The sequence below is a fragment of the Streptomyces sp. NPDC033845 genome (assembly GCF_055576225.1).
On sequence record NZ_JBVIRI010000026.1, the window covers coordinates 39,548 to 52,943 of the forward strand.

The following is a 13,396-nucleotide window of genomic DNA, read 5'->3' on the forward strand; positions in this document are numbered from 1 at the left end:
GTTTCCGCTGGTCAGCCATGGTGCTGGGGGGGGTGGGGGGGGTGACATCGCGGGATGGCTACGGCCTGACGGCCGCCTGGTGGGCCTACGCATAGGTAGGCGTGTCCGCGATCAGGCCGTCCGCGAAGGCGGCGGCGTCCTCGCCGTCGAGGATTTCGAGCACGCAGCCTTCGAGCGTGCCCTTCAGCATCTCCGTCAGGTCCTCCACCGCCGACCGCCCTCCCCTCTCCCGCTACTCCGTAGCACCGAGTACCACTACGCGGTATCACCGAGTAGCCGGCCGGCAACCACCCCAGGGCATCGTCCTGTTGGCGACGCCCGAGGGCTGGCGCCACAGCATCCTCGGCGTGGACGGCGGAATGCTCCGCGGGAGCCTCGGCGTGCCGGACGATACCGACCCGCAGGACGCCCGGTCCGCGGCGGCCCTGATGGTGACGGAGCTCGTCCGGCAGTTCCACGACACCGAGGTGGAGGTGAGCTGGGATCCGCCCCGGGAGCCCTGGTCCTGGACCGCCCGGATCACCGTCGCCCCCGGGGCCGACCCGGCCGCGCCGGAGCCCGGAGGCCGGACAGCGGGCTGAGCACCGGGCAGGCGGGCACGGCGGGCAACCCCCTTCCCCCCGCCGCCTGTTGCCCGCGTGCTGCGGGAACGTGAACTGCGTGAACAGCCTGTGGCGGGCGGCCGCAGGCCGACCCGGATCGTCCCGGCAGGGGCTAGCGTCCCTGCCAGAGCCGTTCCGAGGAGCACCCCCGCACGGAACGAGGGGGGCCGGGCCGCACCATCGGCAGCCGCCGTGCCCTCGACTCCGCCGTGGCGGCCGACCCCCGCGACACCACGGCGTACTCGACGGCACCTCTCACCCACTCACCCTCCGCTCCTAGGACCCCCGATGCCGTTCTCCCTGCCCTCGGGCGGGCGCCTCGCCGTGCTCGCCTTCTCCCTCGCCGTCACGCTCGGCGCCGCCGGTCTCGGCGGGCCGCCCGCCTCCGCCTCCGACCCGGTCTCCCCGTACGGGCCGCAGGCGCCGCAGAACCCGGCCACCGCGGCCAACGGTGCCGCGACCATGCACGGGGACAGCGCCTCCAGCGGCACCACCCCCTACCCGGGTCCCGGCACCGGCGGCATCGACTACGCGCGCACCGCGCTGGCCTCGGCCTGCCCGACCGTGGTCGTGGGCGGCGACGGCCTCGTCGTGACCCTCTGCACCACCATCTTCGGCCAGACCCCGACCGTGCACCTGCTCGACCCCGCGACCGGCGCCGACCTCGCCTCGCTCGCCCTGCCCAAGGGCAGCCTCTTCGGCGGCGTCTACGCCTATCTGGACCACCAGGACCGGCTCGTCGTCGTCGACGGGACCAACCACCTCCTCCGCATCGGCCACCACCGGTCCGGATCCGGCTGGGCGCTCCGGATCGACGAGTCCACGCCGCTCGGCACGGCGGTCCCCGCCGGGGACAACATCGTCGGTCTGACCCCCGCCTGGGACGGCCGGGTCTGGTTCGCCACCAGCGGTGGCGTCATCGGGACGGTCGACACCGGCACCGGGGCGGTGCGCAGCATCAGCACCGGCGAGGGGGTGCAGAACAGCATCTCCACCGTGCCCGGCCGGACCGCCGTCGCCACCGATCGTGCCCTGTACCTCTTGTCGGCCGCCCCGGACGGCACTCCGGTGGTGGACTGGCGGGCCCCCTACGACCGGGGCCCGGGCCGCAAGCCCGGCCAGCTGAGCTGGGGCACCGGCACCACTCCGAGCTTCTTCGGACCGGGCAGCGGCACCGAGTACGTCGCCATCGTCGACAACGCGGCCCCGCACGGGAACCTGCTCGTCTACCGGGCGGCCGGCGGGCCCGACCCGGTCTGCCGGATCCCCGTACTGACCCAGCACGCGCGCAGCGGCACCGAGGACGCGGTGATCGCCACCGGCCGCAGCGTGTTCGTGACCAACACGTACGGGTACCCGTATCCGGCGCTGCCCGAGGGGGCGCCGGCGAGCAGCCCCTCCTCCGCGAACTTCGACGGGGGTCTCAGCCGGATCGACGTCAACCCGCAGGGCACGGGCTGCGAGGTGGTGTGGAACAGCTCGGTGAAGTCGGCCGCGCTGCCCCGGCTCTCGCTGGCCGACGGGAAGATCTACACCGTCTCGGTGACCGGACCGACCGGCAGCGCGGGGCTGAACACCTTCGCCCAGTACCACCATTCGGTCATCGACCCGGCCACCGGCGCCCAGCTCGCCGGCTCCTTCCTGGGCATCGGGCTGGTCTACAACCCGCTCCAGATGCGGGGGTCGGCCGCCCCCGACGGGACCCTCTACCAGGGCACGACCACCGGGGTGGTCCGCATCTCCAAGCGCTGACCGTCACCGCCTCGCCCCCGCCACCTCAGCTCCGAGGAGACCCATGAGCCAGCACACCGATCCCACCGCCGCCGCCGACCCCGCCACCGGCGGTGACACCGACGCCGACGCCGTCACCGACTGGTCCTTCGAGACCAAGCAGCTGCATGCCGGCACCTCCCCCGATCCGGTCACCGGCGCCCGCGCGGTGCCCATCTACCAGACCACCTCGTTCGTCTTCCGGGACACCCGGCACGCCTCCGACCTGTTCTCCCTCGCCGAACCGGGGAACATCTACACCCGGATCCACAACCCCACCCAGGACGCGCTGGAGCAGCGCGTCGCCGCCCTGGAGGGGGGTGTGGCGGCCGTCGCGCTCGCCTCCGGGCAGGCCGCGGAGACCCTCGCGCTCCTGACGGTGGCGTCGGCGGGCGACCACATCGTCTCCAGCGCCTCGCTCTACGGCGGCACCTACAACCTCTTCCGCCACACCCTCCCGAGGTTCGGCATCGAGATCTCCTTCGTGGCGGACCCCGACGACCTCGACGCCTGGCGGGCCGCCGTACGACCGAACACCAAGGCCTTCTTCGCCGAGACGCTCGGCAACCCGCGCGGCAACGTCCTCGACGTCCGGGGGGTGGCCGACGTCGCCCACGCGGCGGGTCTGCCGCTGATCGTGGACAACACGGTGCCGACCCCGTACCTGCTGCGGCCGATCGAGCACGGGGCGGACGTGGTCGTCCACTCGGCCACCAAGTTCCTCGGCGGGCACGGCACCACGCTCGGCGGGGTGGTGGTCGACGCGGGGACCTTCGACTTCGGGGCGCATCCCGAGCGGTTCCCCGGGTTCACCGAGCCCGACCCCAGCTACCAGGGCCTGCGGTACTGGCCGGCCCTCGGGCCGGGTGCGTACGCGGTGAAGCTGCGCGTGCAGCTGCTCCGGGACCTCGGTCCCGCCATCGCCCCGCACTCGGCGTTCCTGCTGCTCCAGGGCGTGGAGACGCTGAGCCTGCGGCTGGAGCGGCATTCCGCGAACGCGCAGCACCTGGCGGAGTGGCTGGAGGGGCGCGACGAGGTCTCCGCCGTCCACTACCCGGGGCTGCCGTCCAACCGCTGGTACGAGGCGGGGCGCCGCTATCTGCCGCGCGGTGCCGGGGCGGTGCTCTCGTTCGAGCTGCGGGGCGGTGTGGAGGCGGGCCGGCGGTTCGTGGACGGGCTGGAGCTGTTCAGCCACCTGGCCAACATCGGTGATGTGCGCAGTCTGGTGATCCATCCCGCCTCCACCACCCACAGCCAGCTCGACGAGGCGCAGCTGGCGGCCACCGGTACCGGCCCGGGGCTGGTGCGGCTGTCGGTCGGCATCGAGAACCCGGCCGACCTCAAGGCCGATCTGGAGGCGGGGTTCCGCGCCGCGAAGGAAGCGTCCTGAACCCGGCCACCGGGGGCCCGGCCACCGGGGTGCTCCCTCCCGCCACGGGTGCGTGGCGGGAGGGCGACCCGGTGGGCCGCCGCCGGTGGCACGCGCTCGACGGGCCGCTGGCCCTGGAGGCGGGCGGGGTACTCCCCGGGGTGCGGCTGGCGTACGAGACCTGGGGGCGGCCGGCGCCGGACCGGTCCAACGCGGTCCTCGTGCTGCACGCGCTGACCGGTGACAGCCATGTGGCGGGTGCGGCGGGTCCCGGTCATCCGACGGCGGGCTGGTGGGACGCGCTGGTGGGGCCGGGCCGGGCGCTGGACACGGACCGCTGGTTCGTGGTGGCGCCGAACGTGCTGGGCGGCTGCCAGGGCAGTACCGGTCCGGCTTCCGCGGGCCCGGGCGGTCGGCCGTGGGGCGGGGCCTTCCCCCGGCTGACCCAGCGCGACCAGGTGCGGGCCGAGCGCGGGCTCGCGGACGCGCTGGGGATCGGGCGCTGGGCGCTGGTGGTCGGCGGTTCGATGGGCGGGATGCGGGCGCTGGAGTGGGCGGTGGGCGAACCGGACCGGGTGGCCGCGCTGTTGCTGCTGGCCTGTCCGGCCGCGGCGAGCGCGGACCAGATCGCCTGGGCCGGGGCGCAGCTGCACGCGATCCGCGCCGACCCGCACTGGCGGGGCGGTGACTACCACGGTGCCGGGCCGGGGCGGGGTCCGCACACGGGTCTGGGCATCGCCCGCCGGATCGCGCACATCACCTACCGGTCGGCCGGGGAGCTGGAGACCCGCTTCGGTCACGAGGCGCAGCGGGGGGAGGATCCGTGGCGCGGCGGCCGGTACGGCGTCGAGTCCTATCTGGACCACCAGGCGGCCAAGCTGGTGGGGCGGTTCGACGCGGGGAGTTATGTCGCCCTGGTCGAGGCGATGAACACCCACGACATCGGGCGTGGCCGCGGGGGCCGGCGCGCGGCCCTGGCCCGGGTCCGGGCGCGGACCCTGGTGGCCGGGGTGGACTCCGACCGCCTCTACCCGCTCGACCAGCAGCGGGAACTGGCGGCCGGCATCCCGTCGGCGGACACCGCCCGCATCATCCGCTCCCCGCACGGCCACGACGGCTTCCTCCTGGAGACTCCCCAGGTCGCCCCGCTGGTCCGGGAACTCCTGCCGGCCGACTGACACGGGGCAGGGCCCGGGACGCGGTCCCGGGCCCTGCCCCGTGTCAGTCGTGCGTCAGCCGCGTCAGCTCTGGGTGGTGTCGTCCGCCGGCTGCGGCGTGGTGTCGGGCTTGCCGGCCTTCTCGCGCATCTTGCGGAGCAGCTCGGCCTTCTGGTCGGCGGCGCCCTGGCGGTCGCGGTTGCGGTGCGGGCCGTTCTCCTGGCGCTCGGCGCGGGACAGCCGCTTGCGCTGGCCGCCGCCCTGGCCGATGGGGTTGTTGATGTTCTTGCTCACGGTCATGGCCAGGACGTTACCCGGTCCCGGCGCCTCCGCGCACCAGCCTTTCGCCGCCCCGGCGTCCGCCCGGCTCCGTCCGTTCCGTCGGGTCAGGCACGGCCGGGCGGGCGCAGTTCGCGTGCGAGGGCGGACAGGGCGAAGGTGTGGGCGGAGGTGTGCTGCCAGCGCTCCCGTCCGAACATCACGTCCTCGGCGAGTCCGCTCAGCATGGCCACCGACCGGATGACGAACTCGGGCAGGTCGACCTCCGTGAACCGGCCGAGGGCCCGGCCCTCCAGCACGATCGTCTCCAGCCGCTCGTCCCAGGTGTCGAGGAGCTCGGTGAGGAGTCGCCGGCCTTCGGCGTCGTGGCGCTGGGCGAGCACCTGGGTCCACAGGGCGTAGCGTTCGTCGCCCGGGTGGCGGGGCAGGTAGTAGCGGACGAAGAGCTCCAGTTTCTCCTCGGGTCCGGCGGCCTCGTCGGCGGCCTGCTGGAAGCGGGTCCCGAGGTCCGCCTCGCTCCAGGCGAGGACTTCGAGGAGCAGCCGGTCCTTCCTGCCGAAGTGGTAGAGGATGTGGCCGGTGCTCATGCCGGCCCGCTCGGCGATGTCCGACATCCGGACGGCGGCGGTGCCCTTCTCGGCGATGACGGTGATGGCCGCCCGCATCGCGCGCCCCCGCGCCCCGTCCCCGCTGGGCTGGCGCCTCCTGTCGACCGGCGGCATGCGCTCTCCTCGGTTCTGGAAATTAGATCCCTAGTCTAGACTGAAAATCTAGTTAGTACGTCTTGTTACGCCGTGATCCGGGAGGCCAGCGCATGACGCGCGGATTCGATGTTGTGGAGACCTGTATCGCCGACCTGCGCACGGCGCTGGAGAAGGGCGAGACCACCGCGGTCGGGCTGCTCGACGCCTATCTCGCGCGGATCGAGGCGTACGACCGTCCCGGGACGGCCACCGCCCTGAACGCCATGGTGGTGATGAACCCGGACGCCCGCGCCGACGCGGAGGCCTCGGACGCCCGCCGCGCGCGCGGCGAGACCCTCGGCCCGCTGGACGGCATCCCCTACACCGCGAAGGACAGCTACCTCGCGAAGGGGCTCACGGCCGCCGCCGGCTCCCCCGCCTTCGAACACCTCGTCGCCCAGCACGACGCCTTCGCCATCGAGCGGCTGCGGGCCGGCGGGGCCGTCCTCATCGGGCTGACCAACATGCCCCCGATGGCGAACGGCGGCATGCAGCGCGGGGTCTACGGCCGCGCCGAGAGCCCGTACAGCGCCGACTGGCTGACCAGCGCCTACGGCTCCGGCTCCTCCAACGGCTCGGGCACCGCGACGGCGGCCTCGTTCGGCGCGTTCGGACTCGGCGAGGAGACCTGGTCCTCGGGCCGGGCACCCGCGTCGAACAACGCCCTGTGCGCCTACACGCCCAGCCGCGGCGTGATCTCCGTACGCGGCAACTGGCCGCTGGTCCCGACCATGGACGTCGTGGTCCCGCACACCCGCACCATGGCCGACCTCCTCGAACTCCTCGACGTGATCGTGGCCGACGACGCCGACCCGCGCGGCGACCTGTGGCGCACCCAGCCGTGGGTGGCGCTGCCCGCGCCCTCCCAGGTGCGGCCCGACTCCTACCCGGCCCTCGCGCCCGCCGACGCCGAGGCCGCGCGCGGAGCGCTCGCCGGCAAGCGGGTGGGCGTACCCGGGATGTACGTCAACGCCGACCCCGGCGCGGGCACCAACCCCGACGGCGGCATCGGCGGCTCCACCGGGCAGCGCATCGACACCCGCCCCTCGGTGATCGCCCTGTGGGAGGCCGCGCGCCGCGACCTGGAGGCGGCCGGCGCCGAGGTGGTCGTGGTCGACTTCCCCGTGGTCACCAACTACGAGTCCGACCGCCCGGGCGCGCCCTCGCTGCCCACCCGGGGGCTGGTGAGCCGCGAGTACCTCACCTTCGAGATCGAGGACCTGTCCGCCTGGGCCTGGGACGACTTCCTGCGCGCCAACGGCGACCCGGCGCTCCCCGGCCTGGACGCGGTGGACGGCGCCCGCATCTGGCCCAAGCAGCCGGGCGAGCTCCCCGACCGCTACACCGGGTTCGACGACACCATCGACGACTACCCGCGGCTGGTGCGCGAGCGCCCGTACGCCTCCCCGGCCGAGATGCCGCACCTCGAAGAGGGGCTGCGCGGGCTGGAGGAGACCCGGCGGGTCGACCTGGAGCTGTGGATGGACGGGCTCGGCCTGGACGCGGTGGTGTTCCCCGCCGTCGCCGACATCGGGCCCGCGGACATGGACGTCAGCGTGGAGTCCGCCGACCTCGGCTGGCGCAACGGCGTCTGGGTCGCGAACGGCAACCTGGTCCCCCGCCACCTGGGCATCCCGACGGTCACCGTGCCGATGGGCACCATGGCGGACACCGGCATGCCGGTCGGACTGACCTTCGCCGGCCGCGCCTACGACGACAACGCGCTGCTCGCCCTCGCCGCGGCCTTCGAGACCACCGGCGACCGGCGCACGGAGCCGGGGCGCACCCCGCGGCTGCCGAACGGCTGACGGGCCCCCGGAACGCTTCGGTGCGGAGCCGGAAGGCGCTCGGCCGGGCGCAGCCGACGGCGCGCAGCCTCCAGGGCCCGGACGGGTCCTGCCCGGCGCGGGGCGGCAGGGCGAGCTGGAGCCGCGCCTCCGACGCGCGTTCCGTCCCGTGGTCGGTGTGGGCCGCCGTCCAGGCGGCCATCACCAGAACCGCCCGCGCGGGCGGTTCCCCGGCGGGGAGCCGGGGGCGCCCGTCCTCGGGCGGCCGGGACGACCCGACGAGGTCCGGGCGGCCGCTCCGTTCCGTGAGGACCTGGGCGAACCAGCGGGCGAGGGCCGGGCCGCCCCGGTCCGACCAGGTACGGATCAGATCCCGGAAGGCGGCCTCCCGGCGGCGGGCACCGCGCCGCGAACCGGCGGCCAGGATCTGGCTCCCCGCTCCCGCGAAGGCGTGGCACAGGCCGAGCACGGGCACGCGGTCGGCCCGCGCGGCGTACCGGACCGAACGGAGTTCCAGCATGGCCGTGTGCAGCAGCCGGGCGGCGGCCTGCGCGTCGGCGCCCAGCTCGCCGCCGGGGGCCGGGCGGGCACGGTCCGGGCGGCCGGTGCGGGGCGGGGTGACCGCGTCCGCCCTCCGACCGGCGGCCGACAGGTGCCAGGACCGATCGTCCAGGGCCCACTCGCCGACGGCGGCGCGGAGCCGCCCGCCCGACCCGAGCGAGATCACGATCCCCCGCTCGCCGCGGTCCAGGGTCGCTCCCGCCACCCGTGTGCCGGCGAGGTCGAAGTCGATGTCCGTGACCCCGTCCAGCCATACGTCCAGCAGCGCGGGCGGCGGCGATCCCTCGACGGCGAACCTCCGGTCGGCGACCAGCCGCACAGAGGCCGTCAGACGCGTTCCGGCCCGCTCCACCTCCAGGTGGCGGCCAGTACGGCCGCGGCCGTCATCGGCCGGGGCCGGGTCCCGGGCCGGCCGGCCGGCGGGGCTCCTCAGGCGCTTCCCTGTGGGCTTCCTTGTGGGCCTTGAGCTTGTGCCACACGGTGCTGAGCGCCCGCAGGTCGTCCTCGTCGAGGAGGTCGGTGAAGACGGGGGCCAGGGAGGCCCGGCGGGTGGCGTCGGCCGCTTCGAAGAGCCGGCGCCCGGCCGGTGTGAGGGAGACCTCCACGGAGCGGGCGTCCCGTGCGGAGGGGGTTCGGGTGACGAGTTCGCGGCTCTGCAGGGTGTCGACGACGCGGGACACCTGGCTGCGGCTGAGCATGGTGCTGTTGCCGAGGACCGAGACCGGGACGGGATCGGGGCTGGAGGCGAGCCAGAGCAGCACCTCGAACCAGGAGACGGGCAGGTCGTGTGCTTTGACCAGGGCGCGGTCCACGCGGTCCGTCAGTACGGTGCCGGCCCAGACGAGCCCGTAGAAGGCGTGGTCGGCCCCCGGCATCTCCGCCTGGGTGAGCTTCTTCTTCGGCATGCCGCAAGCCTAACATTTGCGTGTGCGCACACACATATATTATGGTGTGTGTACACGCACTGATATTCGCGGCGTCGCCCCCACCCCTCCCTCCCGAAAGGCCGGACCATGTCCACCCCTGCTCCCGCCCCCGCCTCCCCCAAGGTCGTCCTGATCACCGGCACCTCCTCCGGCATCGGCCTCGCCGCCGCGATCGGCGCCGCCCGGGCCGGCTGGACCACGGTCGCCACCCTGCGCGACCCCGCCCGCGCCGACGCCCTCCGCAAGGCCGCCGCCGAGGCGGAGGTCGAGCTGGACATCCGCCGGCTGGACGTCACCGACGAGGCCATGGGCATCTCCGTGATCGAGGCCGTCCTCGCCGACCACGGCCGCCTGGACGCCGTGGTCAACAACGCCGGCGCCGGACATCTGGGCACCCTGGAGAACGAGCCGGTGGCCGAGGTCCGCGAGGTGATGGAGGTCAACTTCTTCGGAGTGCTCAACATCTCCAAGGCGGCCCTGCCCCATCTGCGCGCCACCGGCGGCCGTCTGATCACCGTCACCAGCGTCGGCGGCATCATCGGCCAGCCCTTCAACGAGGCCTACTGCGCCGCCAAGTTCGCCGTCGAGGGGTACATGGAGAGCCTGGCGCCCCTGGCCGCGGCCCACGGGGTATCCGTCTCCGTGATCGAACCCGGCGCGGTGGCCACCGAGTTCGTCGCCAACCTCGGCATCGACCTCCAGCAGGCCGTCGGCCGGGCCGGGATCTACGGCCCCCAGCTGGACGCCTACATCAGCCGCACCACCGCCCAGTACGTCGAACCGCAGACCGCCGCGGAGGCCGCCCTGTCGGTGACCGAGGCGCTCACCGCGGACCGGCCGCCCTTCCGCATCCAGACCTCCGAATGGGCCCGCCGGTTCGTCGCCGCCAAACTGGCCGACCTCGACGGCTCCGCCGTCCTCTCCACCACCGGCGCCTGGATCGCCTGACCCGCACCTCCCCGACGGGCATACCGCGATCGGGAAACGATCGTTTCATTGCATCATCTGACGTTTCCATGGTCTAGTGTCCCGGCGGCCGGGAGTCGGACCGCGGTCGAGCACCTCCCGCTCCTGCCTGGAGAGTTCATGAGTGACGACGGGCACCGGGACCTCGCCGAGACCCTCGCCGAAGTCCGGCGGCTGCTGGACGGCACCGGACTTCCCCCGGATTCCGTCCTCGACGTCCGGGAGCTGTCCTTCCACACCGCCCTGTCCGAGTGCGAGGTCCGGGCGCTCCTCGACGGTGGACGGGTGGTCAGGCCCCGGGACACCGACGGGGAGGTGGTCCGGCGCATCCGGTTCCTCACCGAGACCCGGGTGCACACCTCGGAAGGCCCCGGGGGTGCCACGGTCTCCCGGCCGTTCACCACCCGGGAGATCGCGGCCGGCAGCGGGATGACCCCGCAGTGGGCCCTGAGCCTGCTCAGCCGGAAGAAGGCGCCCAACCTTGCGCACAGCAAGGGGATCGCCGACTTCTTCGGCGTGCCGGTGGACTTCCTCACCGACTCCCCCGCCGAGGCCCTCAACCGGACCCTGCGGCACCGGGTGGTCCCCCGGCTCCTCGGATTCCTCGCGGATCCGGTCAGGGCCGCCGAAACGGAGTGCGGCAGGGCGCTCTCGGCGCGGGCGGCCGAGCTGGACCCCCAGGCCGCCGCCGCACTCGCGGTCCTCATCGACCGGATCGCCGGCGGGCCCCGCAGTCCCTGAACCGGGCGAGCAGGCACTGTCCCTGTCCGAGGGCGTACCGCCCCCCATCCCACCCCGGCACACCACGCCCATGCAGAAAGCAGACCGACATGACCACGGTGCTCGTTCTCGGAGGAGGCCTCGCCGGCAGCCTGGCCGCCGCCGCGCTGGCCGCGCACGCGGACGACGTCATCGTCGTCGAGCGCGACGAGGCCCCGCAGCCCGGGCCCGGCCCCCGCAAAGGGCTGCCACAGGGCGCCCACGCCCACATCCTGTGGTCGGCGGGGGCGGAGTCCGTGGAGGACCTGCTGCCGGGGACCCTCGGCCGGTGGAAACAGGCGGGGGCCAACACCGTGCCGGTCCCCGAGGCGATGATCGCGCTGTCGCCGCGCGGCTGGTACCGGCTCTGGTCGGCCTCGCACTACCTCATCGCCGCCAGCCGCGACCTCGTCGACTGGGGCGTACGCGAGTCCCTGGCCGCCACCACCCGCGTCCGGTACGTCCACCGGGCGGAGGCCGAATCCCTCCTCGGAACGGCGACCCGGGTCCGGGGCGCGCGGATCCGGCATCTGGACGGCGGGCAGACCGACATCCACGCCGATCTCGTCGTGGACGCCACCGGCCGGGCCTCGCGCACCCCCCGCTGGCTCGTCGAACTGGGCCTGCCCCAGGTCAAGAGCCAGACCATCGACCCCGGACTCGCCTATGCCACCCGCCGGTTCAGAGCCCCCGTCCCCACGTCCGGCTGGCCGGTGGTGACCGTCCAGGCCGACTCCCGCCGCCCCGAACCCGGCCGGGGGGCGACGATCCTGCCGATCGAGAACGACCAGTGGATCGTCAGCCTCTCCGGAACCCGGGGCGGCACCCCCACCGCCGCGAACCACGAGTTCCAGTCCTTCGCCCGCGGTCTGCGCACCCCCCTGGTGGCCGAGCTCATATCCCGCGCCGAACCCCTCTCCGACGTCGCCGTGACCCGGGCCACCGGCAACCGCCGGCTCCGCTACGAGAAGGCGAGGATGCCCGAGGGCCTCGTCGTCCTGGGGGACGCGGCCTGTGCCCTCAATCCGGTCTACGGGCACGGCATGTCCGTGGCTGCCGTCGGCGCCCGGGCCCTGCGGGCCGCCGCCGACCGGCCCGGCGGCATCACGGCCGACGGGTTCGCCCGCCGGGCGCAGCGGGGCATCGCCGTGCCCGCGGCCGACGCCTGGACCCTGGCCAGCGGTGGGGACATCCACTTCCCCGGCACCCGCGGCAAGGCGCCCAACGCCGGGGACCGGCTGGCGAACCGCTACGTCTCCCGGCTGATCCACACCGCCACCGGCAACCAGTTCGTCGCCACGGCCCTGACCGAGGTCATGACCCTGACCAAGGGGTCGGCGCTGCTGGGCCGCCCGAAGGTGTTGCTGGCCGCCGCGCGCGGCCCCCGGCTCCCGCTGCTGTCCGGGCCTCCGCTGCCGGAGCCCGTACAGCGCCTCCTCGACACCGTCCAGGCCCCCGACCAGCCTGCCCAGGGGCCGGTCGACCCTCCGCTGGAGAGGACGTCATGACCCACAGCCCGTATCCCACGCGTTTCGACGTCGTCGTCATCGGCGGCGGGTTCACCGGTCTGGTCACGGCGGTGGCGCTGTCCCGGAACGACCACGACGTCCTGGTCCTGGACGCCGGCGGCGGGGAGGCGGTCGGCGCCGGGGGCGGGGGCGGCGACGGGGGCGATGCCGGCCGCCGGACGGGCAGCCCGCCGCAGGTGCTGTGGCCCACCGCCCACTACGCCCTCGACCACCTGGTCTACGGGGCGACCTCCCGGCTCCTGTCGGCCGGCGCCCGGAAGATCCGGCTCACCGGGCCGCTGCCGGCCCCGGTGGCCGGCCGCATCCCGGCGGCGGCGACCGGCGGGGCGCACGCGGTCGCGTGCAGCCGGCCGCTGCTGTCGGCGATGCTCCGCGAGAGCGTGCTGTCGCCCTGGCCGGACGGCCACCACAGCGAGACCGCGATCGCCGGGGGCACCACGGTGCTCCAACTCGTCGGGGACCGGCGTACGGTGCGCGGGGTCAGGTTCCTGCGGCCGGACGGGACGGAGAGCACGCTCACCACGGGACTGGTCGTCGACGCCGGGGGCTGCCAGGCCCAGTCCGCGTCCAGGCTCCGCGCCCTGGGGGTTCCGGCCGCGCCGGTGCGCACCGGCGACGCGGAGGTCTCGTACGGCAGCCGGCACCGCTACGAGCGGGTGCGGCGGTGGCCGACCGGGTTCATCGCCCTGGGCGACGCGGTGGCCGGCTTCACCCCGTCGTCGGGGCACGGGCTGACCTCCTCGGCCGAGAGCGTGCTCGCCCTGCTCCAGGAGGCGGCCTGCGGCGGCATCCGTCACCCCTCGTTCGCCCGCCGCGCCCAGCGGCGGATCGGCCGCTACCTGGACGCGACCTGGGACACCAGCCCCCGGGGCATGCGCCCCCTGACCCGCCAGGTATCGGCCGAAGCCACGGCGGCCCTCTCGGCCTCCACCAAATAACCCACCGCGA

13 protein-coding genes are annotated in these 13,396 nt (G+C 74.4%); 9 read left to right on the plus strand and 4 right to left on the minus strand.

Translation table 11 applies throughout. From position 1 onward, the window contains the following. Positions 1-85 precede the first annotated feature (85 nt). Positions 86-208, minus strand: coding sequence for a hypothetical protein (locus tag ACZ50K_RS33430; RefSeq protein WP_468910255.1), 123 nt, complete (start codon positions 206-208; stop codon positions 86-88). Positions 209-308: 100 nt separating this feature from the next. Between ACZ50K_RS33430 and ACZ50K_RS33435 the strand changes: the two genes are divergently transcribed. The 4 genes from ACZ50K_RS33435 (at position 309) to metX (ending at position 4,919) form a co-directional block, all read left to right on the plus strand. Beyond that, a complete protein-coding gene (locus tag ACZ50K_RS33435; protein ID WP_468910257.1) occupies positions 309-581 on the plus strand; it encodes a hypothetical protein in 273 nt (90 codons plus the stop codon). A 309-nt stretch (positions 582-890) separates the two neighbouring features. Continuing rightward, the gene (locus ACZ50K_RS33440) at positions 891-2,354 is read left to right on the plus strand and encodes a hypothetical protein (protein WP_468910260.1); all 1,464 of its coding nucleotides are present in this window, start codon (positions 891-893) and stop codon (positions 2,352-2,354) included. Positions 2,355-2,397: 43 nt separating this feature from the next. Next, entirely contained in the window at positions 2,398-3,762 is a 1,365-nt protein-coding gene (locus ACZ50K_RS33445) for a bifunctional o-acetylhomoserine/o-acetylserine sulfhydrylase (protein WP_468910263.1), read from the plus strand. A gap of 71 nt (positions 3,763-3,833) precedes the next feature. Next, positions 3,834-4,919, plus strand: coding sequence for a homoserine O-acetyltransferase MetX (gene metX, locus ACZ50K_RS33450; RefSeq protein ID WP_468910265.1), 1,086 nt, complete (start codon positions 3,834-3,836; stop codon positions 4,917-4,919). 63 nt (positions 4,920-4,982) lie between these two features. On the opposite strand, the gene ACZ50K_RS33455 is transcribed toward metX, so the two are convergent. Next, the gene (locus ACZ50K_RS33455) at positions 4,983-5,198 is read right to left on the minus strand and encodes a DUF6243 family protein (protein ID WP_468910268.1); all 216 of its coding nucleotides are present in this window, start codon (positions 5,196-5,198) and stop codon (positions 4,983-4,985) included. A gap of 86 nt (positions 5,199-5,284) precedes the next feature. Continuing rightward, entirely contained in the window at positions 5,285-5,899 is a 615-nt protein-coding gene (locus ACZ50K_RS33460; RefSeq protein WP_468910270.1) for a TetR/AcrR family transcriptional regulator, read from the minus strand. Between the two features lie 92 nt (positions 5,900-5,991). On the opposite strand from ACZ50K_RS33460, the gene ACZ50K_RS33465 reads away from it, so the two are divergent. Further along, entirely contained in the window at positions 5,992-7,728 is a 1,737-nt protein-coding gene (locus tag ACZ50K_RS33465) for an amidase (protein WP_468910272.1), read from the plus strand. A 923-nt stretch (positions 7,729-8,651) separates the two neighbouring features. Here the strand turns inward: ACZ50K_RS33465 and ACZ50K_RS33470 are convergent. Further along, positions 8,652-9,173 (minus strand): MarR family winged helix-turn-helix transcriptional regulator, encoded by a 522-nt coding sequence (locus ACZ50K_RS33470; protein ID WP_468910275.1) that lies wholly within the window; start codon positions 9,171-9,173, stop codon positions 8,652-8,654. A 108-nt stretch (positions 9,174-9,281) separates the two neighbouring features. On the opposite strand from ACZ50K_RS33470, the gene ACZ50K_RS33475 reads away from it, so the two are divergent. The 4 genes from ACZ50K_RS33475 (at position 9,282) to ACZ50K_RS33490 (ending at position 13,386) form a co-directional block, all read left to right on the plus strand. Beyond that, positions 9,282-10,142 (plus strand): SDR family NAD(P)-dependent oxidoreductase, encoded by an 861-nt coding sequence (locus tag ACZ50K_RS33475; protein ID WP_468910278.1) that lies wholly within the window; start codon positions 9,282-9,284, stop codon positions 10,140-10,142. Between the two features lie 138 nt (positions 10,143-10,280). After that, positions 10,281-10,901, plus strand: coding sequence for a hypothetical protein (locus ACZ50K_RS33480; protein ID WP_468910279.1), 621 nt, complete (start codon positions 10,281-10,283; stop codon positions 10,899-10,901). Between the two features lie 89 nt (positions 10,902-10,990). After that, positions 10,991-12,427, plus strand: coding sequence for an NAD(P)/FAD-dependent oxidoreductase (locus tag ACZ50K_RS33485; RefSeq protein WP_468910281.1), 1,437 nt, complete (start codon positions 10,991-10,993; stop codon positions 12,425-12,427). Then, positions 12,424-13,386 (plus strand): FAD-dependent oxidoreductase, encoded by a 963-nt coding sequence (locus ACZ50K_RS33490; RefSeq protein ID WP_468910283.1) that lies wholly within the window; start codon positions 12,424-12,426, stop codon positions 13,384-13,386. Before ACZ50K_RS33485 ends, ACZ50K_RS33490 begins: the two co-directional genes overlap by 4 nt. Positions 13,387-13,396: the final 10 nt, after the last annotated feature.